The following is a 26,387-nucleotide window of genomic DNA, read 5'->3' as shown; positions in this document are numbered from 1 at the left end:
TCGGCGGGCGCGAAGAACCGCCGTCGTGGTCGCAGCGGTGACATCCGTCCTCGCGGCGGGGGTCAGTGGGCTCTCCACCGCTACCGCAGTACCGGTCGAACGGTCGTCGGCGAAGGCGGCGGCGGGCGCCGCACCGCGCACCGCACTCACGGACGACGCGGCCGCCCGCCGAGCCGACGAGTCCGGGAAGCGCGTCGAGGTCATCGGTCGCCGCAGCGAACGCGCCCAGACGTTCGCGAACCCCGACGGCACCTTCACCGTCAAGGAGTTCGCACAGCCGGTACGCACCTGGAAGGGTGATGCCTGGGCCGACATCGACACGACGCTGGTCGAGCAGCCGAACGGCACCCTCGCCCCGAAGGCCACCCCCACCGCCGTGACGTTCTCCGGTGGCGGCGAAGGGCCGTTCGCCACGATGGGCCGGGACGGCAGGACGTTCTCCCTGTCCTGGCCCGGCAGGCTCCCCGCCCCCGAGGTCGAGGGCGCAACGGCCACGTACCGCGCGGTACTGCCGGACGTCGACCTGGTCGTCCGCGCGGAGCCCGAGGGGTTCGCGCACCTGCTGGTCGTCAAGTCCGCGAAGGCGGCGGCGAACCCCGCGCTGGCCGCCGTCGACCTGCCCGTCACGACGCGGGGCGTCACCCTCGGTCAGGATGCCCGGGGCGGCCTGGTGGCGAAGGACACGCAGGACGGAGGCACGGTCTTCGAGGCTCCGCAACCGGTGATGTGGGACTCCAGCGGGGAGAGTCGGAGCGCGGCGCGGCGAAAGCCCTCGGCCGCCGCGGCGCAGTCCGCGCCGGGTGACGGTGCCCGGGTCGCCGATGTCGGACTCGGCCTGCGCCGGGACGTCATGACCCTGAAGCCCGACCTGGCCCTGCTCAGGGGCGAGCACACGCGCTACCCGGTGATCATTGACCCGGTCGCGCGGACGAAGGGCCGTACGGCCTGGACCTGGGTGTCGTCGGCGAAGCCCACCCTCGAAGGCTGGAAGTTCCCGAACTCCGACGACGGCGTGGAGTCCGGCAAGGGCGTCGGCCGCTGCCCCGCCAACTACTCCGTGCGCTGCACCGGCAGCGACGACGTGCAGCGGCAGTACTACGCCCTGCCGACCGGCAGCTTCGAGGGCAAGAAGATCCTCAAGGCGGAGTTCGCGATCACGCTGGTGCACACGTACAACAGCGAGGCCCGCTCGGTGCAGCTGCACCGCGTGAACAGCTCCGGCGGCAGTGCCATCAACTCCCGTACGAACTGGTCCAACCGGCCATCCAGCAAGGACCACATCACGTCGGAGTCGCCGACCCACCCCACCGGTTCCTGTACCGCGACTAATCAGAACGTTCGTTTTAATGTCCAGGGAACTGTCCAGAAAGCGGCGTCCAGCGGCTGGGACACCACCACGTTCGGCCTCCAGGCCGCCAGCGAGGACTCGTACGTCTCCTGGAAGCGCTTCTGCAACAACGCGGCGCTGGAAGTGACGTACAACCGGCCGCCGTACCAGCCGAAGATGGGCGACCTGACCATGGACTCCGGGGGCTCCTGCGCCTACGGGGAGGCCACCAAGCACTACACGAAGACGGTGCCGACGCTGTCCGCGGAGATCTGGGACGCCGACCACGGCGACGCGGGCGGCAACTCGGAGAAGCTCCGGGCGCAGTTCGAGATCTTCTGGACGGACAAGGACGGCAAGGAGAAGAAGTACGCCGTCACGACCGACTACAAGCAGTCCCGCTCGCAGCGGGGCCGCGACAGCGGCGTCGCCGGGTTCAGCTACAAGGCCGGCGAGGACATCCCCGGGGACGGCACGGGCAAGTTCACCCTGCCGCAGAACACCGTGATCGGATGGTGGGTGCGCGGGGGAGACGACATCCCCGGAGCAGACGCGTCCTGGGGCCCCTGGAGTCACGAGGGCTCCGGCACCCGCTGCGAGTTCATCCTCGACTCGACCAAGCCGGCCGCGCCGGACGTGAAGTCCGAGAAGTACCCGAACGACGACGAGTGGCACGACGGCGTGGGTGACTACGGCACCTTCGAGCTGCACTCCGAGGGCACCGACGTCGTCAAGTACCGCTACCAGTTCACGGGTGAGGAGGAGCGCACGGTCACGCCGACCTCTCCCGGCAGGCCGGTCACCGTGCGCTGGATGCCCCGCCGGGAAGCCCCCATGGCGTTGTTCGTCCGGGCGGAGGACCGGGCCGGCAACACCAAGGACATCACCAGGTCCTACCGCTTCCGGGTCGCCAAGGGCCGCTCCGCCAAAGCGTCCTGGGGCCTGTCCGACCCCGCGGGTTCCAAGGAGGCCGTCGGCGACGACAACACCCCGGCGGCCACGGCGGGCTCGGGCGTGACGTTCGGCGAGGACGGCCCGCACGGCTCGGTGCGCACGGCGGCCACCCTGAACGGCGGCAGCGGCGCCTACCTCAACACTGGTCAGCACGTGGTCGACACGGACAAGACCTTCTCCGTGGCCGCCTGGGTGCAGCTCCCCGAGCTGCCGAAGACCTCCATGAGCGTCGTCAGCCAGGACGGTTCGGCCCGCTCGGGCTTCTCGCTCGGGTACGACGCCACCTCCAAGCGGTGGTCCTTCCTGGCTCCCGACAGCGAGCTCGACTCAATGGTCTCGTGGGAGGTACAGGGGCCCCGGCCCGTTCCGGACGAGTGGACCCACCTGGTCGGCGTCTACGACAAGGAGGAGGTCAGGTCCGGTATACGGGGCACGATGCGGATGTATGTCAACGGCATGCTGGTGAAGGGCGACGTCCAGCAGCGTCCCACGGCCTGGAACGCCACCGGCTCACTGCAGATCGGACGCGCCCTGGAGCCCGCCGGATACACCGCGAACCTCAAGGGGACCGTCGCGGACGTCCAGGTCTTCGACCGAGTCCTGGCCGCTGTCGAGACGGAGAGCCTCGGCGGAATCCCCCCGCGGCAGCGCGCCTACTGGGACATGGACGAGTCCGACAGCGGCACGCTGCCGGACCGCTCGGACGGCAAGGGGCTGACGATGCACGGTGGGTCCTCCGTGTACCAGGCGGACGACACCTGCGACATCCTCGACCCGAACTGCAAGTCGGCCGAGGAGCCCGTATGGGGAGACGGACATCTGTCGCTCGACGGGAAGGACGGCTATGCGAGCCGCACCGCCGGGCTGCTGAAGTCCAGGGCGAGCTTCACGATCACCGCGCGGGCCCGGTTGAGTTCGCCGGATCCCAAGGTGAGCCAGACGGTGTTCGCGTTGCCGGGAACCGAAGGCTCGGCGGCCAGTGTCCGGTTCGACAAGGACAGTGGCCGCTGGAAACTGAGGCTGACCGACAAGGACGCGTCGGACGCCGTCACACATGAGGCCACCGCGCAGGGCTTCCAGCCGAGCAGCTCCGGTGACGGTGATCATCTCGCGCTGTCCTACAACGCCCTCTTCGAAGAGGTCCGCCTCTACGTGAACGGTCAATGGACCGAAGAGGTGGTGAAGTGGCCCAACGAGTGGAACTTCGCCACGGCCGGCTTCCAAGTGGGACGTGCCGGACTGACGTCAGGGTCTCAGTACTTCTCCGGCGCGATCGATGAGGTACGGGTTTTCGAAGGAGCTTTCGACGAGGCGCTGGTGGCCACCGTCGCGAGCCTGGAGTCCGGTGTGAACCTGGACGGAACGGTGACATAGGCGCAGGCAGCGTGCCGGGCGGCAGGACGACAGCCGCCCCGGCCGCCACGACACCCGCCCGCGCCCCCTCTTCCGAGACCTCCCGGAGTTGAGACATGTCTACGTCCCAGCGGTTCCGTCTGCCCTCTTGGCCCGCCCATCGCGGGCTGCGCCGTCAGGTGATCCTCGCCCTGGGCGTCTCCATGGCCGTGGGACTGCTCCCGCAGTACGTTCCGCAGGCGTCGGCCGACGACGAGGGCCGCTCCCGGCCGGGCCTCCAGGAGGACCTCGGCAAGCCGGTGCCGGGCACGGATCTCAAGGCCGAGCGGAGCAGCGGGCCCGATCCGGCGGAGAAGGCGCGGGTGCGGCGGGCGGCCGACGTCACCTGGCCCGAGGCGACCGATGCCGTCGTCTCCCTCGGCGGCAACCCCACGCGGTCCGTCGGGGCGCGGGGGACCCCCGTCGAGATCGGCCCGCCCGAGAAGCGCTCCGGACCCGGAGCCGTCACACCGGCGGCGGTGAAGGTCGTCGTCGCGGGCCGGAAGCAGACGAAGGCGGCGGGGATCGACGGCGTCCTGCTCACGGTCGGCGTCGCTGGAAAGGCCACGCGGGCGGGCGCCGCAACCGAGCCGGGGACCGGCGCCAAACCGGGCGCCGCAACCGAGCCGAGGACCGCCGCCAAGCCCGGCGCCGCGCGCGTCACCCTCGACTACTCCGGATTCGCCGACGCCTACGGCGCGGGCTACGGCTCCCGCCTCCGCCTCGTACAGCTCCCGGAGTGCGCGCTGAGCACCCCGGGCAAGAAGGGCTGCACGACCCCGCGTGAGCTGACGTCCGGCACCAACGACGCCGCCGCGCGGACGCTGAGCGCCGACGTCCCGGTGGGCGCCCGCAGCGGGTCCGCCGGTGCGGCCACCGTGCTCGCCGCGACCGCGGGGGCCTCCGGCGACCAGGGCAGCTTCGGCGCCACGCCCCTCGCGCCGGCCGCCGAGTGGAGCGTCTCCAACTCCTCCGGCGCGTTCAACTGGACGTACCCGCTGCGCACCCCGCCCGCCCCGGGCGGCCTCGTGCCGTCGGTCGCGCTGTCCTACAACTCCCAGTCCGTGGACGGTCAGACCGCCGCCACCAACAACCAGGGCTCCTGGATCGGGCAGGGCTTCGGCTACGAGCCCGGCTTCATCGAGCGCAGGTACAAGCCGTGCTCCGACGACGGCCACGCCAAGGCCAACGGCGACCAGTGCTGGGCGTACGACAACGCCACCATCCAGCTGGGCGGCGCCGGCTCCGGTGAGCTGATCAAGGACGACGAGTCCGGGAAGTGGCGGATCAGCGGCGACGACAACAGCAAGATCGAGAAGCTGACCGGCGCGAGCAACGGCGACGACGACGGCGAGCACTGGCGCGTCACGACGACGGACGGCACCCAGTACTACTTCGGCCTGGACAACCTGCCCGGCTACACCTCGGGCAAGGAGCAGACCGGCTCCGCCTGGACCGTCCCCGTCTACGGCGACGACGACAAGGAGCCCTGCAACAAGGCGACCTTCGCGGAGTCCCACTGCAAGCAGGCCTGGCGCTGGAACCTCGACTACGTCGTGGACCCGCACGGCAACGCAATGTCGTACTTCTACGGCAAGGAGACCAACTACTACACCCAGAACCTTCAGACCGACGAGAACGGCAAGTCGTACACCCGCGGCGGCTACCTCAAGCGGGTCGACTACGGTCAGCAGGACGGCAAGGTGTACAGCACCCCGGCCGCCGCCCGCATGGTGTTCGACACCGACGAGCGGTGCCTGGCCGCGGCGGCGGACTGCGAGCCCGGCGACCTCACCGACGCGACGGCGGGCCGCTGGCCCGACGTCCCCTGGGACCTCAACTGCAAGTCCGGCACCAAGTGCAAGGGACAGAACAGCCCGACCTTCTGGACCCGCAAGAAGCTGAGCAAGGTCACGACGCAGATCCGCTACGGCGACGGCTACGCGGACGTCGACTCCTGGATCCTCGGCCACCTCTTCACGGACAACGGCGACAGCTCCAAGTCGCTCTGGCTCGACTCGATCAAGCAGACGGGCCACGCGGGGTCCGGCACGGTCAGCACCCCGGCCGTGGAACTCACCGGCCAGCAGCTGCCCAACCGGGTCGACAAGCCCGGCGACAGCATCCAGGCGATGAACCGCTTCCGCCTCTCCGGCGTGAACAACGGAACGGGCGGTCAGCTCAACGTCCTCTACCGCGACGCGGAGTGCAGGGCGAGCGACCTGCCGTCGGAGGACGCGCCCAAGTCGGCCTGCTACCCGGTCAAGTGGAACCCGCCGGGCCACGAGAAGCCGATCACCGACTGGTTCCACAAGTACGTGGTCAGACGCGTCCTGGAGGACGACCTCACCGGAGGCACGCCCGACAGCGTCAGCGACTACGAGTACCAGGGCGACGCGGGCTGGAAGAAGGCCAGGCCCGACGGCATCACCAAGGACGAGTACCGCACGCACAGCGACTGGCGCGGCTACGGCAGGGTCCGCGTGACGAAGTCCGATGGCACCGTCAGCACAGCGAACCAGCGATCGGAGCACGTCTTCCTGCGCGGCCTCGGCGGCGACGTCAAGGACTCCACCGGTACGGTCCACGCCGACGACGAGGAACTCTCCGGCCAGGAGCTGGAGACGATCACCTACAACGGCGCCTACGAAGCCGACCGGATCATCTCCAAGAGCATCAGCACCGCCTGGTCCCGCGCCACGGCGACCCGCGTCGAGGACTGGGGCACCCGCAAGGCGTACTACGTGCGCCCCCAGTCCACGAAGACGTACACGGCCCTGGCCGGCGGCAAGTGGCAGGAGACCTCCGCCACCACCCGCTACGACGCGCGGACCGGCCGCGCCACCGAGACCGACGACTACGGCAAGGTCGGCGATGCCACCGACAACCAGTGCGTCCGCACCGAGTTCGCCGACAGCGAGGCGAAGCACATCTACGACCTGGTCTCCCGCGTCGAGAAGGTCGCCGTCACCTGTGAGACGGCACCTGACCGCAAGACCCAGGTGATCTCGGACGAGCGCACCTACTACGACGGCCAGGCCCTCGGCGGCGCGCCCGTCAAGGGCGACGTGACCAAGGTGCAGCGCCTCTCCAAGCACGACGGCACCAAGGCCACGTACCAGACGGTGACGGAGTCCGCGCCCGCCGACTTCGACCGATTCGGACGCCCGCTGAAGGTGGCGGACGCCAAGGGCACCGAGACGAAGTTCGCGTACACCGAGACCGACGGGCTGACGACCAGGCAGACCGAGACCAACCCGAAGGGCTGGCAAGTCTCCACGGAGTACGTCCGCTCCTGGGGCGCCCCGTCCGCGCAGGTCGACATGAACGGCAAGCGCAGTGACATCGGCCATGACGCACTCGGTCGTGTCACCTCCGTGTGGTTGCCCGACCGGCCCCGGGACAAGGACCACACCCCGGCCATCAAGTACACCTACCTGATCCGTAAGAGCGCGCCGGCAGCGGTGAAGACGGAGAAGATCGAGAACAGCGGTACGTCCTACGGCACCGAGTACACGCTCTACGACGGCTTGTTGAGGCCGCGCCAGCAGCAGTCCGAGGGCCCGAACGGCGGACGAGTGGTCGCCGACACGCACTACGACGGACTTGGCAACGTCGTGCGGACCACCTCCGACTACTACACCTCCAAGGGGCCCGAGGACGAGATCTTCAAACCCACCGGCGAGGTGGACGGCCAGACCCTCAGCCAGTACGACGGCGCGGGCCGCAGGACGGCGGAGATCTTCCAGGTCGCCGACGAGGAGAAGTGGCGCACCACGTACACCTACGGCGGCGACCGCGTCCACGTCGACCCGCCCGCCGGTACCCCGCCCACGACGACGATCACCGACGGCCGCGACAGGACGACGGAGATCCGCCGCTACAAGGGCGACAAGCCGCTGCCCAACGGCACCTCGCAGGACTACGAGTCCACGTCCTACGCCTACACGCCCGCCGGACAACTCAAGGACGTCGAGGACGCGGCCGGGAACTCCTGGTCGTACGAGTACGACCAGCGGGGCCGCAAGATCCTGTCCATCGACCCGGACACGGGCAGGTCCTCGTACGCGTACGACTCCCTGGACCGTCTCGTCTCCACGACCGACATGCGGGACAGGACGGTGTCCACGTCTTACGACGTGCTCGGCCGCCCGGTCTCCACGTGGGAGGGTGAGCCGGAGAAGGGCACACAGCTCACGGCCACGACGTACGACCAGGTCGCCAAGGGGCAGCCGTACGGGTCGTACATGTACGAGAACGGCAAGGTGCAGACCTCGACGGTCAACGTCACGTTGGACGAGATGTACCAGCCGACGTCGACCAAGGTGGCGCTCGGTGGCGACACGGCCGCCGAACTCGCCGCGACCTACGAGTTCGGTACGCAGTACAACCCGGACGGCACGGTCCAGACGCAGACCGTCCCTGCCGCAGGTGGCCTGGGCTCAGAGGTGCTCACGTACACGTACGACAGTCTGCAACGCCCCACTCGACTTGATTCGACGCTCGACGGCAAGAAGCAGGGAGCCTACGTCGGTCTGGCGTCCTACGCCCCCACCTCCCAGCTCCAGCAGCTCGAACTGGGCACGATCGGCGGCTCCGACGGCAAGAAGACCTGGCTCACCTACGAGCGGGAGCGCGGCACCGACCGGCTCATGAACTCCCGGGTGGACATATCCGGTGTCGACCCGGTGACCGCCGACACCGACTACACCTACGACGCGTCAGGCAACGTCACCTCGATCGCCGACACCCCGACGGGCGGCCAGGCGGACGTCCAGTGCTTCCGCTACGACTGGCAGCGGCGCCTGAAGTCGGCCTGGGCGACGGCCAACCCGGCCGACGAGGCGGCGGGCACCGGCAAGGCGAACAAGGCGTGCGCGGACGATCCCACCGCGCCGACGCTCGGCGGTCCCGCGGCCTACTGGCAGGACTTCGACTACGACGCGTCCGGCAACCGCAGCAGGCAGGTCCTGCACGGTGTGGGCGGCAAGCCGGACATGACGCGGACGTACTCGTACGGCAAGGGCGCGGACGGCAACGGCGGCCCGCACACCCTCACCAAGGTGGTGACGGACACCCCCGCGAGCGGCAGCGGTCCGGCCGTGAAGTCGCAGGACACCTTCGCCTACGACAAGGCGGGCAACACCCGCCAGCGGGTCCTGAACGGTACGACGCAGGATCTGACCTGGGACGCCACCGGAAAGCTGACGAAGTCGGCGAAACCGGACACCGAGGCGACGACGTTCTCCTACGACGCCTCCGGCAGCCGTCTGCTGCGCAAGGAGCCCGGCAAGCAGACGCTGTACCTGCCCGGCATGGAGCTGTCCCTCGACACCGCCACCCGCGCGGTGGAGGCCACCCGCTACTACTCCTTCGCCGGCCAGACGGTCGCGACGCGCACACCGAAGGGCGTGCGGTTCCTGGCGGGCGACCACCACGGGACCTCCCTCACGGCGGTCGACGCGAAGACCGGGGCGATGACGCGGCGCCGCATGGACCCCTTCGGCAACGCCCGCGGCACCGCGGTGAGCGACCCCTGGGTCGACGACAAGGGCTTCCTCGGCAAGCCGGTCGACGCGTCGACGGGGCTGACCCACATCGGGGCCCGGGAGTACGAGCCGGAGAACGGCCGCTTCATCTCCGCCGACCCGCTGATCGACTTCACCGATCCGCAGCAGATCAACGGGTACGCGTACGCGAACAACAGTCCGGTGACGTTGTCGGACCCGACGGGGATGATGCCCGAGGAGTGCAAACTCCCTGGTGTCCAGTGCAACTTGAACAACAGGGGCGGCCACGACGTAAAGGTCACCAAGACCTACTACACGTACTTCCAGCTCGACAAAACCCCGGCACAGCGGAAAGCCGTCGTCGCCCGCTCCCGGGCCAACGTCGAGAAGAGCTTCGCGGTCTCCGCCGCCAAGGAACTCGGCCAGATCCTCTCGGACGAGTTGGGCATCACCGATGCCCTGGACTGCTTCAGCACCGGCAGCCTCGGCTCCTGCGGCGCCACGATCCTGAACGTCGTCACGAGCGCGATCGGCGCGAAGATCGGACAGTTGGCCAAGAAGTACTTGTGGCATTGGAAGAAGGGCGTCGCACTCGCCAAACGGATCTGGGGCCTGCTGGGCAAACTCAAGAGCAGCTACGGCAAGTGGCGAAGCCTGGACAAGAAGGCCGACAGGGCGGAGGCCGCAGCGAAACGGTGTGAAACCGTCTCCAACAGCTTCACACCAGGCACCAGAGTTCTCATGGCGGACGGCAGTACGAAGTCCATCAGAGATGTCGACGTGGGCGACAAGGTCCTCGCCACGGATCCGAGGACCGGCAAGACGAAGGTTCGTACGGTAACGGCGGAGATCAAGGGCAATGGTGCCAAGCACCTTGTCAAGGTCACGATCGACACGGACGGCGAGAAGGGCGACAAGACAGCCTCGGTCACGGCGACGGACGGACATCCCTTCTGGGTGCCGGAGTTGTCGGAGTGGATCGACGCGAAGGCCCTCCGGTCGGGCCAGTGGCTGCGGACGAGTTCCGGGACGTACGTCCAGATCTCGGCGGTGGAGCGTTGGACGCAGTCGGCGGCCGTGCACAACCTCACGGTCGCGGATCTGCATACGTACTATGTGCTCGCGGGGGCTGCGCCGGTACTCGTGCATAACTGTGGTGGAGGGGATGGCTACCTTTATCGCGGAGTTCCCAACGAGCATCCGAAGTATGACGATGCACTTGAGGGGCGTGCTGTCCCGCATGGCGGGCATAGCGATCCGGGGCGTCACGCGGGCGGCAATACGGGCAGTGAATTCACGTCTTGGACTCACGACTACGAGGACGTAGCTCTTGACGCGGCAGATGAGCTGGGTCCTGGAGGGATTGTGATGCGAATTCCGCATTCGAGTGTCCCCGCTGGAAGAGATGTGCGGATTCATGGAACCGCGCATGAAGTATACGAAGAATCCGAACATGCCCTACGTGGAGTAATTGAGGGTGCGGAGATCAGTGTCGATAGAGGGCCTTGGTATACACCCGGCGGCTGATGGTCGATGCGCGGTGAGCGCGCCGGAAGGCCGCTAGCTCGGAGTCGGGTAAGTATGCTGGTGCAGCGGAGGGTGTCGTGGAAAGAAGCCGTCTTACTCAACTCCTGGCGGGAGACAGCGAAGTGCGTCTTCTTTCGCGAGCAGCTCTAAGTGCCGGCGCCGAGTTTGAGGTCTGGCCTGAAGCTGTGCCAGCTCAGCGCCTACTCGCTGTGTACGAGAGGAGGCAGCGCGGTGCGCGGCGCTCTGGGCAGTCTTCGATCGGATTCAGCGACGCTCTTGATGCCCTCCGCGCTTACGACGGCGCCGAACTTTCCATCGGGTTCATCGATGATCGCAGCCGGGGTGGATACTACTTCCAGCTCTTCATGAATGCCGAGCTGGATTTGATTGTTGCCTGCCTGGGGGTTGAGTCCCCCCGTGATGACTCAAATTCATGAGGTACGTCAAGGTCGCTTAGAGTCACGACTTCGCCGACGATCCTGTGCCCTATGCAAGCGAGTTGAGTGACGGGGGTTACGAAACTCGGAAAGGGCAGTTCTGTCGGGACGGTCGAGCTGAGTCGAAGTTGGTCCAGTTGTAATTCTCTGTCCGGCGAAAACGGCCTCTGGGGCCCACCGATGCATTCCGCGGCAGAGAAACTGCGCCACGCGAGAACGCGGTGATATCGGCCAACCCGGGCGAAGTCCTTGGCGGACAAGCCGGCGCCCCGGCTCGCAGGGAGGCGTATGCGGGCGCCGGCCGTCCGGTGGGCCTTGGGTGCGTGGGTGCCACGGCGGGGCCGTGGTGATCTCGCGTCTCCGGGCCGCACATCCCCTCCTTCGGAGCAGCGGGGCGGGTGGGATTGGTGGCCGGGGAGGGGCGCTGCCCGGCCCCGGCGGGGAAGCGGCGTTTCCCTCTGGTCCACCTGGGCACCCGAGGCCCATGCGCCTCAGTGACCGGAAATCCCGCTATAGGGGGTTATTATCGGCGGCGGCGGGCCGAACCGGGCCCTCCGCCCCCCCCGCCCGCGCTCCGTCCCGCCCTGTCCCGTCCACCCGGACGAAAAGCGGAGGAGGCAGCAGCGCCCCCCGGGAGGATGACACCTCATCCCCCCGGCGCCCCGGGCTGACCTGCGGAGATATCCCTCCGCAAGCGGAAGGTAACTATCCTTCATACCCTCCGTACCAGCCGGACATGCGCACGGGCGCCTAGTTTCTTACCTCAATCTGGCTGAACTTTTGTTGATCGAGGGTTAGTTGACCCCACGATCGCCCTACCCTTCACAGGGTGAACCATTTGATGTCCCGCGAGCCCAAGGCCGACGCCGAATCCGAGTCCGCGTCCCCCGGAGACCAGCCGGGGGACATGCCGGGCGCGCTGCCCGATGCGCTGCGCGCCGAACTCATCGCCTTCCGCCGTGACTTGCACATGCACCCCGAGCTCGGCAACCAGGAGTTCCGCACCACCGCGGCGCTCAAGGCCAGGCTCGAGCGGGCCGGGCTCACGCCCCGTGTGCTCCCCATCGGCACCGGGCTCATCTGCGACATCGGGGGTGAACCGCAGCCGGGCCGCCCCGCCCTCGCCCTGCGCGCGGACATCGACGCGCTGCCCATCCCGGACACCAAGACGGGCGTGCCGTACCGTTCCACCGTCCCGGACCGCGCCCACGCCTGCGGACACGACGTGCACACCACCGTCGTCCTCGGCGCGGGCCTCGTCCTCGCCGAGCTCGCCGCCGAGGGGCGCCTCCCGCACCCCGTGCGGCTGATCTTCCAGCCCGCGGAGGAGGTCCTCCCGGGCGGCGCCGCCGACGCCGTCGCGAGCGGCGCCCTCGACGGCGTCGGCCGCATCATCGCCGTGCACTGCGACCCCCGCGTCGACGCGGGGCGCATCGGCCTGCGCCACGGCCCCATCACCTCCGCCTGCGACCGCCTGGAGGTCTCGCTCGACGGCCCCGGCGGCCACACCGCGCGGCCGCATCTGACGACCGACCTCGTCACCGCCGTCGCCAAGGTCGCCACCGAGGTCCCGGCCCTGGTCGGCCGCCGCATCGACGCCCGCTCCGGTCTCTCCGTGACCTGGGGCCGCATCGAGTCCGGGCACGCCCCGAACGTCATCCCGCAGCACGCCGAGCTCTCCGGCACCGTCCGCTGCCTCGACCTCGTCGCCTGGCGGCAGGCCCCCGACCTCGTACACGGCGCCATCCAGGAGATCGCGGACCTCTACCGCGCCAAGTCCGAGATCAACTACATCCGCGGGGTCCCGCCCGTCGTCAACGAACCGGTGGTCACGGAGCTGCTCAGGGACGCCATGGTCGCCCGTCGCGGCGTCGCCTCCGTCGAGGACACCGAGCAGAGCCTCGGTGGCGAGGACTTCTCCTGGTACCTGGAGCACGTGCCGGGCGCGATGGCCCGGCTCGGTGTGCGCACCCCGGGCGAGCACGGCGTGCGCGACCTGCACCAGGGCGACTTCGACGCCGACGAGCACGCGATCACCGTGGGCGTCGAACTCTTCACCGCCGCGGCCCTCGTCGACGCGGCAGAACGTTCCGCCTGACCTCCCGAATCCTGCGGTTCCCGGACCGGCGCGATACCGCTCCGGGAACCGCCACGAATCGATAACGGCCGCAGCCGCACCCGTTCCCCTCCCTTTCTACGCGCGTTAATGTGCGCCGAAATCAGCGCCCACGACGGCGCGTTGGGGAACGTAAGGGGTGCGTCAAGTGCTTCCAGTACGTCCAGAGAAACCAGTGGCCCGCCTGTTCGTGGCGGTGGCCGCCCTCGCTCTCCTGGCCACCGCGTGCGGCGAGACCAGCAGCGACGCCGCCAAGGACGACGGCAAGGACGGCAAGGGCAGCGGAAGTTCCGGCAGCTACGACGGCAAGGGCATCGGGCTCGCGTACGACATCGGCGGGCAGGGCGACCAGTCCTTCAACGACGCCGCGCACGCCGGCTACGAGCGGGCCCGCAAGGACTTCGGGATCGGCGGCGTCGACATGGAGCCGGGCGACGGCGAGTCCAGCGCCGACAAGGTCCAGCGCATCGAGCAGCTCGCCCGGCAGGGCTACGACCCGGTGATCGGTGTCGGGTTCATCTACGCGCCCGCCATTCAGGAAGTGGCGAAGAAGTTCCCGGACACCACCTTCGGGATCGTCGACGACAACACCGTCAAGGCCGGGAACGTCGCCGATCTCGTATTCCACGAGGAACAGGGTTCCTATCTCGCCGGTGTCGCCGCGGCGAAGGCCACCAAGGCCGACCACGTCGGATTCATCGGCGGCGTGGACATCCCGATCATCCATAAATTCGAGGCAGGATTCGTCCAGGGCGTGAAGTCCGTCGACCCGAAGATCAAAATCGAGAAGCGGTACCTCACGGAGAAGCCGGAGGAGGGCGGGTTCGCCAGCCCCGACAAGGGGCAGGACGCGGCGAGCGGCCAGCTCGAAGCGGGCGCCGACGTGCTGTACCACGCGGCGGGGCTCTCCGGGCAGGGCGTGATCCAGGAGGTCGGGTCGCAGCGGAAGTGGGCGATCGGCGTCGACTCCGACCAGTACAAGCAGAAGGCCCTCGCCAAGTACCGCAAGTACATCCTCGGCTCGGCCCTGAAGGACGTCGGCGGCGCCGTCTACGACCTCGCCGGGTCCGTCGTCAAGGGCAAGCCGATGACCGGCACCCAGCGGTACGACCTCCGGTCGGGGCGGGTCGGGTTCGCGGACTCCAACCCCGCCTACCGCGACATGAAGGAGGTCGTCGCCGCCGTCGAGCAGGCGAAGCGAGACATCGTCGACGGAAAGGTAGAGGTATCGGCACGCCCGTGACCGTCGTGTCCGGCTCTTCACGGGCCGTCGTGCGCCGTTTCACGGGCCGTCGTGTGCCGTTTCACGGGCTGTCGTGTCCCGCTTCACGTCGTACGTATAACCCTCCGTCCGGCCCCGTCGGCGTCGTACGTATAACCCGTTGAGCCGGAACGCCCCGGCCCCCGCGAGGCCGCGTCGCCCGGGTGACACCCGGGCGACGCCTGGTGGCCACAGCTCGATAACGGAGCGGACAGAAGGGTTCTTATGTCAGGTCTACGCGCGTTACGCTGCGGCGAAATCAGCGCCGGGTGAGGCGCACCGCATGTATGCGGCACAGCACGTGTCCCCAGGTCGACGAGCCGCGTACGTACTCACGTCCTTGTACATAAGGAGTTCGTCTCTATGCGCCGGGTGTCCCGAATCGCGTTCGCGTCTGTCGCGACCGCCGCTCTCGCCGTGTCCGTCTCCGCCTGTGGCGGTACCTCCAGCGACGCCGCCAAGAGCGACGACGGAAAGAGCAAGGGCGTCGCCCTCGCGTACGACATCGGCGGCGAGGGCGACCAGTCCTTCAACGACGCCGCGACCGCGGGCATGAACAAGGCCTCCAAGGAGCTCAAGGTCGGCAAGAAAGCCGTCGAGCCGACCGACGGCGAGTCCGACGCCGACAAGATCCAGCGCCTCACCGAGCTGGCCAAGCAGGGCTACAACCCGGTGATCGGTGTCGGCTTCGCCTACGCGCCCGCCGTCAAGGAGGTCGCGGCCAAGAACCCCGACGTCACCTTCGGCATCGTCGACGACGCCACCATCGACGCCAAGAACGTCTCGGACCTGGTCTTCAACGAGGAGCAGTCCTCGTACCTGGCCGGTGTCGCCGCCGCCAACGCCACCAAGTCCAAGACCGTCGGCTTCGTCGGCGGTGTCGACAACACGCTGATCCGCAAGTTCGAGGCGGGCTTCGTCCAGGGCGTGCAGGCCACCGACAAGTCGGTCAAGGTCAAGCGCCAGTACCTCGCCGACAAGCCCGAGGACGGCGGCTTCTCCAGCCCGGACAAGGGCAAGGAGGCCGCCAGCGGCCAGATCGAGGGCGGCGCCGACGTGGTCTACCACGCGGCCGGACTCTCCGGGCAGGGCGTCATCGAGGCCGCCGCCGCGAAGAAGATCTGGGCGATCGGCGTCGACTCCGACCAGTACAAGCAGTCGGCGCTCGCCAAGTACAAGAAGTACATCCTCACTTCGGCCACCAAGGACGTCGCCGGTGCGGTGTACAACCTGGTGAAGGCGGTCCAGGATGGCAAGGCCAAGGGCGGCATCGTGCGCGCGGACCTCGCGTCCGGCGGTGTCGGCCTCGCCGACTCCAACCCCGAGTTCCTGAAGATGAAGGACCTGCAGGCCGACCTGAAGACGGCCGAGCAGGGCATCACCAGCGGAAAGATCAAGGTCAAGACGACGCTGTGACGGCGGCTCCACGGCCGCGGAACGGGGTGTGAGGAGGAAGCTTCCTCGCGCCCCGTTCGCGCGGCCGAGGCGCCCCGCCCCCTCGCCCGCGGCCGATACCGCGGGCAGCCCGCGGCCCCGTCCGCGAGCAAGCACCTTCCCGGGGAGCGCATCCCCGACCCCCAGCCGAGAAGACAGGGCCACACCGCGGGTGCGGCGCGGGCCCCCTTTCCTTCAGTGTCCGAGGAGAGTGCGCCATCGACGCATCCACCAGCCCTCCGCCCACCGACCGCACGGCCGCCTGTGCTGTCGAACTCACCGGCATCACCAAGCGGTTCCCGGGTGTCGTGGCCAACCACGACATCCATCTGAGTGTCCGCAAGGGCACCGTGCACGCCCTCGTCGGCGAGAACGGCGCCGGCAAGTCGACCCTGATGAAGATCCTCTACGGCATGCAGAAGCCGGACGAGGGCACCATCGCCGTCGACGGGACCCAGGTCTCCTTCGCCAGCCCGGCCGACGCCATCGCGCTCGGCATCGGCATGGTCCACCAGCACTTCATGCTGGCCGACCAGCTGACGGTCCTGGAGAACATCGTGCTCGGCAGCGAGCAGCTGCACGGCATCGGCTCCCGGGCGCGCCGCCGGATCACCGAGCTCTCCGACCGCTACGGCCTCGGCGTGCGGCCCGACGCGTACGTCGAGGACCTCGGCGTCGCCGACCGCCAGCGGGTGGAGATCCTCAAGGTCCTCTACCGCGGCGCCACCACCCTCATCCTCGACGAGCCCACGGCCGTCCTGGTGCCGCAGGAGGTCGACGCGCTCTTCGACAACCTGCGCGAGCTCAAGTCCGAGGGCCTGTCCGTCATCTTCATCTCGCACAAGCTGGGCGAGGTCCTCTCCGTCGCCGACGACATCACCGTCATCCGGCGCGGTACGACGGTGGGCACCGCGGTCCCCGCCGAGACCACCCCGCGCCAGCTCGCCGAGCTGATGGTGGGCAGCGAGCTGCCGACGCCGGAGACCGCCGAGTCGACGGTCACCGACCGGCCGATGATCGAGGTCGAGGGGCTGAGGCTGCTCGCCGACGGCGACTCGGCCCGTGCGCTGCTCGACGACATCTCCTTCACCATCCACGAGGGCGAGGTCCTCGGCCTCGCGGGCGTGGAGGGCAACGGCCAGACCGAACTCATCGACGCCCTCATCGGCCTGAAGCACGCCGACTCCGGCGCCATCCGGATGGCCGGCGAGGACATCACCGGCTGGGCGACCCGCAGGCGCCGCGAGGGCGGCGTCGGCTACATCCCCGAGGACCGGCACCGCCACGGCCTGCTCCTGGAGTCCCCGCTCTGGGAGAACCGCATCCTCGGCCATGTCACCGAGCCGCCCAACACCCGTGGCAAGGGCGGCTTCCTGCTCGACATCAAGGGCGCGCAGGCCGACACGCGGCGCATCGTCGAGGAGTACGACGTCCGCACGCCCGGCATCGACGTCACCGCGGCCTCGCTGTCCGGCGGCAACCAGCAGAAGCTGATCGTCGGCCGCGAGATGAGCCACAAGCCGCGCTTCCTCATCGCCGCCCACCCCACGCGCGGCGTGGACGTCGGCGCGCAGGCGCAGATCTGGGACCAGATCCGCGAGGCGCGCCGCGAAGGCCTCGCGGTGCTCCTGATCTCCGCGGACCTGGACGAGCTGATCGGCCTCTCCGACACCCTGCGGGTGATCTACCGGGGCCGTCTGGTCGCGGACGCCGACCCCGCGTCGGTCACCCCGGAGGAGCTGGGCTCGGCGATGACGGGCGCCGCCTCCGGCCACCTGGAGCACACCGAGGAACCGGCAGCGGAAACACTGGAAGCAGCCCCGGAGGACGAGGCCCGATGAAGAAGTTCGACAAGGAGCGCCTGCTCCTCGCGGTGGCCGGACCGGTCATCGCGCTCGTCGCGGCCATGGTGCTGACCTCGGTCGTCCTGGTCGCCTCGGGCAAGAGCCCGGTCGAGCCGTACAGCCTGATGTTCGAGCAGGCCACGTACTCCGACGTCCAGGTGCTCATCATCAACGAGGCCGGGATGTACTACCTGGCGGCGCTCGCCGTCGCCGTCGGCTTCCGGATGAACCTGTTCAACATCGGCGTGGACGGCCAGTACCGGCTCGCCGCGATGGTCACGGCGGTCGTCGGCGCGCACATGTCGCTGCCCGCCGGTCTCCAGATCCCCCTCCTGATCGTGGTCGCCATGCTCACCGGCGCCTTCTGGGCGGGCATCGCGGGCGTCCTGAAGACCACCCGCGGCGTCAGCGAGGTCGTCGCGACGATCATGCTGAACGCCATCGCGACGAGCGTCATCGCCTACCTCACGCTCGACGACAAGTTCGGCGTCCCGGTCGGCAACAACAACACCACCGGCGTCATGCACGAGTCCGGCTGGTTCCCCGGCATCGACATGGGCGACTCCGGCGAGATCTACGGCTTCGTCGTCGTCGCCGCCCTCGCGGGCGTCCTGTACTGGCTGATCCTCAACCGCACCCGCTTCGGCTTCGACCTGCGGGCCACCGGCGCCTCGCAGTCCGCCGCCGCGGCGTCCGGCGTGAACGCCAAGCGCATGATGCTCACCGCCATGCTCGTCTCCGGCGCGGTCGCAGGACTCGCGGGCATGCCGATCCTGCTCGGCGACGTCCACACGTACAGCCTGAGCTTCCCGACCGGACTCGGCTTCACCGGCATCGGCATCGCCCTGCTCGGCCGCAACAGCCCGGTCGGCATCGCCCTCGCCTCGCTCCTGTGGGCCTTCCTCGTCAAGGCGTCCCAGGCGCTCGACTACGAGGGGTACGACAAGGAGATCGCGGTCATCATGCAGGGCCTGATCGTGATCGCCGTCGTCGTCTCCTACGAGGGCGTACGCCGCTGGGGCCTGCGCCGCCAGCAGCAGCGCGTCGGTGAGGAACTCGCCGCCGCGGCGCGCGCCGCCGGCGACGAGAACAACGGCAACAACGACTCCGTGAAGGAGGTGGCTGCCCGATGAGTACGGCAACCGTCACCAAGCCCGCGCAGGCGGGGCCCGGTCCGGGCCGCCGCCGCGTCTCGCTGCCCGTCCTGCTCCTGATCATCGCGGGCGTCCTCGTACTGACCTCGGTGGTCCGCCTGATCACCGACGCCCACGGCATCACCTCCACCGGACAGGTCTCGGGCGCCCTGCGCCTGGCCGTGCCGATCGGCCTCGCCGGGCTCGGCGGACTGTGGGCCGAGCGCGCGGGCGTGGTCAACATCGGCCTCGAAGGCATGCTGATCCTCGGCACCTGGTTCGGCGCCTGGGCGGGCTTCCAGTGGGGCCCGTGGGTGGGCATCGTCTTCGGTGTCCTCGGCGGCGCGCTCGGCGGTCTGCTGCACGCGATCGTCACGGTCACCTTCAACGTCAACCACATCGTCTCCGGTGTGGCCCTGAACATCCTGGCCCTCGGCACCACGCGCTACCTGTCCACCTTCGCCTTCGAGGGCGAGGAGGGCGGCACCTCCAAGCAGTCGCCGGGCGTCGAATCGCTCGGCAAGTTCTCGGTCCCCGGCCTCTCCGACTGGCTCCAGGACCTCAACGACAAGCACTGGTTCCTGGTCTCCGACATCGCGGGCCTGCTCGGCGGGGTGCTCACCGACCTGTCGCCGCTGACCGTGATCGCTGTCGCGATGGTGCCGCTGAGCTGGTTCATCCTGTGGCGCACGGCCTTCGGTCTGCGGCTGCGCTCCTGCGGCGAGAACCCGGTCGCGGCGGAGTCCCTCGGCGTGAACGTCTACAAGTACAAGTATCTGGCGGTCGTGATCTCCGGTGGCCTCGCGGGCCTCGGCGGCGCGTTCCTGTCCCTGGTGGCCTCCAACATCTACCTGGAGGGCCAGACCGGCGGGCGCGGCTACATCGGCCTCGCCGCCATGATCTTCGGCAACTGGATGCCCGGCGGCCTCGCGCTCGGTGCCGGCCTGTTCGGTTACACCGACAGCCTGAAACTCCGGGGCGGCGGCACGAATGTCCACGCCCTGCTGCTGCTCATCGCCATCCTTCTCGTCATCGGTGCGGCCTATCTGATCTGGCGCAAGCGCTACGTCCCCGCGGTGATCACCGCGGCGGTCTCGGCGCTGATGTTCCTCTGGTACGGCCTCACCGACGAGGTGCCGAACCAGGTCGTGACGGCGACGCCGTACGTCGTCACGCTGCTGGTCCTGTCGCTCTCCGCCCAGCGTCTTCGGATGCCGAAGGCGGACGGGATGCCGTACCGGAAGGGACAAGGGAAATGACCACTGCCGCGGACGCCGACTGGGACGCGCTCCGGGAGGCGGCACGGGACGCCATGTCCCGCGCCTACGCCCCGTACTCGGGTTTCCCGGTCGGCGCCGCGGCGCTGGTCGACGACGGCCGCACCGTCACCGGCTGCAACGTCGAGAACGCCTCGTACGGACTCGGTCTGTGCGCCGAGTGCGGACTCGTCTCCCAGCTCCAGCTCACCGGCGGCGGCCGTCTCACGCACTTCACCTGCGTCGACGGCAAGGGCGACATCCTGATGCCGTGCGGGCGCTGCCGTCAGCTCCTGTACGAGTTCGGCGGCGCCGCCCTGCTCCTTCAGACGTCGTCCGGGGTGCGGTCGCTCGGCGACATGCTGCCGGACGCGTTCGGGCCGGAGCATCTGAACTGAGCGGCCAGGGGTGCACGGGAACTGGGCCGTCACCGCAACGGGCCATGGCCCCCGCCGAGTTGGCGGGGGTCTTTCCCGTCCCCCGCTCTATGCGCGTAGAGTCGCGCTCACTGCACGCCGGTCACTGACGACCGTCACCGCTGGAAGGGATTTGCTGCCATGGACGTCATCTCCGTCATCCGTACGAAGCGGGACCGGGGCGAGCTGAGCGACGAGCAGATCGACTGGGTCGTCGACGCCTACACGCGCGGCGCCGTCGCCGACGAGCAGATGTCGGCCCTGGCGATGGCGATCCTGCTCAACGGCATGAACCGCCGGGAGATCGCCCGCTGGACGGCGGCGATGATCGCGTCCGGCGAGCGCATGGACTTCTCCTCGCTCTCCCGCCCCACCGCCGACAAGCACTCCACGGGCGGTGTCGGCGACAAGATCACACTGCCGCTCGCGCCCCTGGTCGCGGCCTGCGGCGCGGCCGTGCCGCAGCTCTCCGGGCGCGGCCTCGGCCACACCGGCGGCACCCTCGACAAGCTGGAGTCGATCCCCGGCTGGCGCGCGCTGCTCTCCAACGCGGAGATGCTCGATGTCCTGAACGGCGCGGGCTCCGTCATCTGCGCGGCGGGCGACGGGCTCGCCCCCGCCGACAAGAAGCTCTACGCCCTGCGGGACGTGACCGGCACCGTCGAGGCGATCCCGCTGATCGCCTCCTCCATCATGTCCAAGAAGATCGCCGAGGGTACGGGGTCCCTCGTCCTGGACGTGAAGGTCGGCACCGGCGCGTTCATGAAGACACTCGACGACGCCCGCGAGCTGGCCTCCACCATGGTCGGCCTCGGCACCGACCACGGCGTGCGCACGGTCGCCCTGCTCACCGACATGTCGACGCCGCTCGGCCTGACCGCGGGCAACGCCCTGGAGGTCCGCGAGTCCGTCGAGGTCCTCGCGGGCGGCGGCCCCGCCGACGTCGTCGAGCTGACCCTCGCCCTCGCCCGCGAGATGCTCGCCGCGGCGGGGCTGCCGGACGCCGACCCGGAGAAGGCGCTCGCGGACGGCTCCGCGATGGACGTCTGGCGCCGCATGATCAGCGCGCAGGGCGGCGACCCGGACGCGGCCCTGCCCGTGGCCCGCGAGACCCACACCGTCACCGCCCCCGCGTCCGGGGTCCTGACCCGCCTCGACGCGTACGACGTCGGGGTCGCCGCGTGGCGCCTCGGTGCGGGGCGGGCCCGCAAGGAGGACCCCGTGCAGGCGGGCGCCGGCGTCGAACTCCACGCCCGGCCCGGCGACTCCGTCGAGGCGGGCGCGCCCCTGCTCACCCTCCACACGGACACCCCCGAGCGCTTTGCGTACGCCCTGGAGTCCTTGGCGTCCGCGTACGAGGTCGCCCCTCCCGGGACGGACTTCGCGGTCCGGCCTATCGTGCTGGAGCGGGTTTCTCCCTGAGTGGGGGGCTGGGGGGTGCCGCCCGGCGCTGCGGGGTGCTGCCGGTGCCGCTGGGTGCTGCTAGGCGCTGCTGGGTGCTGCTGGGTGCCGCTGGGTGCCGCTGGGTGCTGCCGGGTGCCGCCGGGTGCTGCCGGTGCCGCCGGGTGCCGAGCGGGCCTCTTTCCCCCACCCACCCGCCCCTACCTCGGGTAGGGCCGGTCCCTGGGCAGGGCGCGCCCGCCCGGCAAGGTCCGGAGCTTGCCCGGCGGGGTGCGATCCCGTCCGGCAGGCCCGCACCGCCAAGTCCCGAGCGGTCCTTCCGCTCCCACCCGCCCGCCCCCTCCTCGGGCAGGGACCGCCGCCTCCGGGTGGGAGGTGCCTGCCTGGCGGCGGGGGCGTGCCTGCCCACGGGCTGCGTGCCTGCGGGGCAGGGTCCGTGCCCGTCCGGCAGGCCCGCACCGCCAGGTGCCGAGCGGGCCTCACGCCCCGCCCACCGCCCCCACCTCGGGCAGGGCCTGACACGAGCCTGCCGGGCGAGGTCCGCCTCCGTCCGGCGTGCTTGTCCGGCACGGTGCGATCCCGTACAGCGGGTCCTCACCGCTAGGTGGCGGGTGGGGCTTCTGCTCCCACCTGCCCGTCCGCGCTACGCGGACGTGGGGAGCGCGGGACCCCCGCATTCGGCTGCCACTCGCGCTGTGCAGCCGAATGCGCGGACACCGCGGGCCGGCTGTTCGCCGCGCGCCGTACCGCGCTCACATTCCCGGGGCCAAGGCGAAGCGCTCCGGCATGACGTGGACAAACGTCTGCGGGGCTGCGGCCCGTAGGCGCTCGTGCAGAAGTCCACCGCGCGCGGCCGGCACCGACACCGGTACGACAAACTCGGCCCAAACCTTCTTGCCGTGGGCGGTCGGCTCCCAGCCGTGCCGTGTGGCAAGGAACTCGACGAGGACCAGGCCGCGCCCTCCTTCGTCGTTCTCCGTGGTGATTTGACGACTGGGCGGCTCGGGGCTGCTGTCGTGGACGACCAGGAGCAACCGGTCTTCATCGAGGTAGAGGCCGATGGTGATCAAGCCCCCTGCGTGGACCACGGCGTTCGTGATCAGCTCCGAGGCGACGAGCTCGACCGCGTTCAGTTTCTCCTCGCCGAGCTGCACACCCCACGCCTGAATCTGGTTCGTGACTCGGTCTCTTGCGAAAGCGACGGCGGTCGGGTCACCGCTTACGGCAATCCGGGCTCGGCGGGTCATGAGGACTGCTCCTCTGCGATGGGAATGGTGGTTCCGTGCCCGACGGGGAATCTGCCCCGAGTCCTGGGCGACTGGTGATCAGTCAACGACACCCCCTTGTAGTAGGGAGACTCCAAGGGGTGACTCCACCATGGAGTCAGGCGTGTGTGCGCGGTCGTAGCATCGGAGGACACGAGCCGGGGGAGCCGCCGATGAGTCGCCAGCCACCAGATCCGCGCGATGTCGTCGCCGGACTGCTTGGCGATGAACGACTGCTCAATGCCTGCGCCGAGCGGGACATGGGAGTCGTGTTCCGACTGCTCAATGCACGAGGTGTCAGTACGCGTCGGATCGCTACGGCCGTGGACATCACCCAAGGTCGGCTCTACGACTACTTGAACGGCAAGAGCCGGGTGGAAAAGCTGGCCCTCTTCGAGCAGATCGCGGACGCGTTCCACATCCCCGGTCATCTGCTCGGGCTTGCCCGCCGCGCCTGGGAACCCGCTGCGGCCGAACCGATCGAGCGCGAGCCGGAGTTGCCGCCGGACGGTGACGACTTGGCGGCCATGGATGCCTTCCGCGCGGCAGACCGGCAGACCGGTGGAGGACGTCTGTACGGAGCTGTCGTACGGCATCTCGCGGACCGAGTCGCCCCGCGTCTGGTCGATACCGGGAGTGGCTCACAAGTCTTCGCCGTCGCTGCGGCGTTGACGTAGGTGGCCGGGTGGATGGCTCATGACTCCGGTCAAGACGACCTCGCCTCCCGACACTTCAGCCGAGCCTTGCCACTGGCTCGCACCTCAGGGGACTTACCGCTCACCGCGAACGTCGCCGCGAGCAAGAGCCACCTCGCACTTCAGACCGGTGACACATCGGGTGCCGCCCGCTGGGCTCAGACCGGGCTCGACCACGCCGGCCGTGGTCCGCGAATTCCCTCGCTCACTGCACGGCTCCAGACGAGGCAGGCCCGAGCTTTGGCCGCAGGGGCGCAGCGCACGCCGGCAGTGCGCTCTCTCGAAGCGGCCCATGACACGCTCGACGGATCGGCGGATGCCGCGCACCCCTGGCTGAGTCCCTTTGACGCCGCTGCCCTTGCGAGTGAATCCGCGCTGATCCTGCGGGACATGGAGCAGCATGATCAGGCGCTGAGGCAGGCCGAGCAGGCGGTAACACTTCGGGAGCCGGGGCGCACCAGGTCCCTTGCACTGAGCCGCATTGTCCTTGTGGACATCCATGTCCGGCGAGGAGCCCTCGATGCGGCCGTGAGCATCGGCCACGAGTTGCTCAGCACAAGCCCGACGCTCGGATCGATCCGAGCTGTGCACAGCTTGACGACCTGCGTCGTCTCCTGGACCGCCACAAAGGCTACGGTCCGCTGCGGGAGTACCTGGTGAGATTCGATGACGCCCGTAGGGCCAGAATGCTGCTGCTGGCCGACATCCTCACCCCCAGGGGAGGCACCCCCACATGAGGCCCACACCCGCCGACCCGGAAGCGTGGAATGCCTATCTCGCCGAGGGCAAAGCCACACAGGCCCGCAAGCGTGTCGCGGCCGATGTGCTGCTGCGCGACGCGGCTGGAGGCGTGCTCCTGGTGAACCCGACGTACAAACCGGGCTGGGATCTGCCCGGGGGAATGGCCGAGGCGAACGAATCGCCGGAGAGGGCGGCGGTGCGGGAGCTCGGCGAAGAGCTGGGGTTGGACATCACCTTGCGCGGGCTTCTGGTGATCGATTGGGTCGCCCCGCACGGGCCTTGGGACGATCAAATAGCCTTCGTCTTCGACGGCGGCACGCTGGACGCCCATCAGGCGCGGGGGATGCGACCCCACGACGAAGAGCTGTCTGAGGCTGCGTTCGTTGCTCCGGACAAGGCGCGGGAGTTGTTGGGGGAACGGCAACGGAGCCGACTCGACGCCGCGATCAGGGGCTTGAACGAAGGGCGGCCGGTGTATCTGCATGACGGCGGTCCAGCCTGGTAGGGGGCCGCGGATCGGCCGTACGTGTCGCGCTGACAGCGAGTGGGGCTGCCTGCCCTCGGGACGTTCGGCTTGCCGCATCCTTGCGTCTGCATCCCTGCGTCTGCATCCTTGCGTCTCGCGACAACCGGACGCGGTGGGTGCAGTGGACGCGGCGGGGGCAGTGGACGGGGTGGGGGAGAAGCTCACTCCGGCAGCAACCGCCCCCGCCGTCCCAGCAGAAACTTCTTGAACGCAGCCACCGGCGCCGTGTCCGGATGTCCCTCCAGCCAGGCGACCCCGATCTCCCGTACGGCCCGCTGCCCGGTCACGGTGAGTTCGACGACCCCGGGCCGGGCCACGGCGGGCGGCGGCAGGAGTGCCACCCCGAGCCCCGCCGCCACGAGACCGCGCAGCGTCTCGGCCTCCTCGCCCTCGAAGGCGATCCGAGGCCGGAACCCGGCCTCGGCACAGAGGTCGTCGGTGATGCGCCGCAGCCCGTACCCGGGCTCCAGGGTCACGAACGCCTCGTCGGCGGCCTCGGCGAGCCGCACCCGCTTGCGCCCGGCGAGCCGATGGTCGTCGGGCACGACGAGCCGCAGCCGCTGCTCGTCGAGGCGCCGTGCGACCAGACCGGGCGCGTCCGGCACGGGCGAGGTCAGGCACAGGTCCAGCTCCCCGGCCCGCAGCCGTTCGAGCATCGCCTCGCCGTAGTTCTGGACCAGACTGAATCGCACCCGGGGATGATCCGCGCGGAAGGCGCGGATCAGCCCGGGAACGGTCTCCGAACCCATGGTGTGCAGGAAGCCGAACGCGACCTTCCCGGTGGCGGGATCCGCGTCCGCCCGCACGGACTCCGCCGCCCGCCCCACCTCCGCGAGCGCCCGCTCGGCCGAGCCGAGGAAGGTGCGGCCCGCTGGCGTCAGCGACACCGTGCGGCCGTGCCGGGCGAACAGGTCGACGCCCAGGTCCTGTTCGAGCCTGACCATGGCCCGCGACAGCGTCGACTGCGGCACCCCCAACTCCCGCGCGGCCCGCGTGACGTGCTCGGTCCGGGCGACCCCGGCGAAGTACGCGAGCCGCGGCGCGAGCAGCCGCACGATGTGATCCGTGTCCTCCGTGTCACTGTTCCGCGACAGCTGACCATCTGACCTGTACTGATGCTGCATGGGATCGATTATGGCGATTCCATGCATT

15 protein-coding genes and 1 pseudogene are annotated in these 26,387 nt (G+C 69.4%); 14 read left to right on the top strand and 2 right to left on the bottom strand.

The window, feature by feature from the left end; genetic code table 11:
* The first annotated feature begins 25 nt into the window (after positions 1-25).
* From GPA10_RS01810 to GPA10_RS01765, 11 genes and pseudogenes are all read left to right on the top strand, one after another.
* Entirely contained in the window at positions 26-3,655 is a 3,630-nt protein-coding gene (locus tag GPA10_RS01810; protein WP_343040189.1) for a LamG-like jellyroll fold domain-containing protein, read from the top strand.
* A gap of 95 nt (positions 3,656-3,750) precedes the next feature.
* Entirely contained in the window at positions 3,751-10,710 is a 6,960-nt protein-coding gene (locus tag GPA10_RS01805; RefSeq protein ID WP_157163909.1) for a polymorphic toxin-type HINT domain-containing protein, read from the top strand.
* Positions 10,711-11,182: 472 nt separating this feature from the next.
* Positions 11,183-11,290 (top strand): annotated as a pseudogene (locus GPA10_RS43935) (hypothetical protein); the annotation flags it as partial.
* A gap of 698 nt (positions 11,291-11,988) precedes the next feature.
* Positions 11,989-13,245: an amidohydrolase gene (locus GPA10_RS01800; RefSeq protein ID WP_157164185.1), complete on the top strand. Its 1,257-nt coding sequence runs from the start codon at positions 11,989-11,991 to the stop codon at positions 13,243-13,245.
* A gap of 193 nt (positions 13,246-13,438) precedes the next feature.
* Positions 13,439-14,506 (top strand): BMP family lipoprotein, encoded by a 1,068-nt coding sequence (locus GPA10_RS01795; protein WP_343040188.1) that lies wholly within the window; start codon positions 13,439-13,441, stop codon positions 14,504-14,506.
* A 381-nt stretch (positions 14,507-14,887) separates the two neighbouring features.
* Positions 14,888-15,940, top strand: a complete 1,053-nt coding sequence (locus GPA10_RS01790) for a BMP family lipoprotein (protein ID WP_058848270.1) — start codon at positions 14,888-14,890, stop codon at positions 15,938-15,940.
* 236 nt (positions 15,941-16,176) lie between these two features.
* Positions 16,177-17,799 carry an ABC transporter ATP-binding protein gene (locus tag GPA10_RS01785; RefSeq protein ID WP_343040279.1) on the top strand — a complete coding sequence of 541 codons (1,623 nt, stop codon included), beginning with the start codon at positions 16,177-16,179 and terminating at the stop codon, positions 17,797-17,799.
* Complete coding sequence (locus tag GPA10_RS01780; RefSeq protein WP_157163908.1) at positions 17,796-18,935, top strand: ABC transporter permease; 1,140 nt, start codon at positions 17,796-17,798, stop codon at positions 18,933-18,935. Before GPA10_RS01785 ends, GPA10_RS01780 begins: the two co-directional genes overlap by 4 nt.
* Positions 18,932-20,194, top strand: a complete 1,263-nt coding sequence (locus GPA10_RS01775) for an ABC transporter permease (protein ID WP_058848272.1) — start codon at positions 18,932-18,934, stop codon at positions 20,192-20,194. Before GPA10_RS01780 ends, GPA10_RS01775 begins: the two co-directional genes overlap by 4 nt.
* Positions 20,191-20,589: a cytidine deaminase gene (locus GPA10_RS01770; RefSeq protein ID WP_157163907.1), complete on the top strand. Its 399-nt coding sequence runs from the start codon at positions 20,191-20,193 to the stop codon at positions 20,587-20,589. Before GPA10_RS01775 ends, GPA10_RS01770 begins: the two co-directional genes overlap by 4 nt.
* Positions 20,590-20,748: 159 nt before the next feature.
* Entirely contained in the window at positions 20,749-22,029 is a 1,281-nt protein-coding gene (locus tag GPA10_RS01765; RefSeq protein WP_157163906.1) for a thymidine phosphorylase, read from the top strand.
* 731 nt (positions 22,030-22,760) lie between these two features.
* On the opposite strand, the gene GPA10_RS01760 is transcribed toward GPA10_RS01765, so the two are convergent.
* Positions 22,761-23,255 carry an ATP-binding protein gene (locus tag GPA10_RS01760; RefSeq protein ID WP_157163905.1) on the bottom strand — a complete coding sequence of 165 codons (495 nt, stop codon included), beginning with the start codon at positions 23,253-23,255 and terminating at the stop codon, positions 22,761-22,763.
* A gap of 191 nt (positions 23,256-23,446) precedes the next feature.
* Here GPA10_RS01760 and GPA10_RS42140 point away from each other — a divergent pair, with 191 nt between their 5' ends.
* The 3 genes from GPA10_RS42140 to GPA10_RS01750 all read left to right on the top strand — a co-directional run bounded on the left by GPA10_RS42140 (position 23,447) and on the right by GPA10_RS01750 (position 25,214).
* Positions 23,447-23,950, top strand: a complete 504-nt coding sequence (locus GPA10_RS42140) for a helix-turn-helix domain-containing protein (protein WP_157163904.1) — start codon at positions 23,447-23,449, stop codon at positions 23,948-23,950.
* A gap of 12 nt (positions 23,951-23,962) precedes the next feature.
* The gene (locus GPA10_RS44265) at positions 23,963-24,628 is read left to right on the top strand and encodes an NsdA family TPR-like regulatory protein (RefSeq protein ID WP_484600340.1); all 666 of its coding nucleotides are present in this window, start codon (positions 23,963-23,965) and stop codon (positions 24,626-24,628) included.
* 73 nt (positions 24,629-24,701) lie between these two features.
* Positions 24,702-25,214, top strand: a complete 513-nt coding sequence (locus tag GPA10_RS01750; protein ID WP_157163903.1) for an NUDIX domain-containing protein — start codon at positions 24,702-24,704, stop codon at positions 25,212-25,214.
* Between the two features lie 182 nt (positions 25,215-25,396).
* Here the strand turns inward: GPA10_RS01750 and GPA10_RS01745 are convergent, their stop codons facing one another.
* Positions 25,397-26,359: a LysR family transcriptional regulator gene (locus GPA10_RS01745; protein WP_157163902.1), complete on the bottom strand. Its 963-nt coding sequence runs from the start codon at positions 26,357-26,359 to the stop codon at positions 25,397-25,399.
* Between the last annotated feature and the right edge of the window lie 28 nt (positions 26,360-26,387).

The sequence above is a fragment of the Streptomyces typhae genome, from assembly GCF_009755605.1.
Classification (GTDB): Bacteria; Actinomycetota; Actinomycetes; order Streptomycetales; family Streptomycetaceae; genus Streptomyces; species Streptomyces typhae.
The sequence above is the reverse complement of the archived record's forward strand: the minus strand, read 5'-3'. Positions and strand labels throughout refer to the sequence as shown.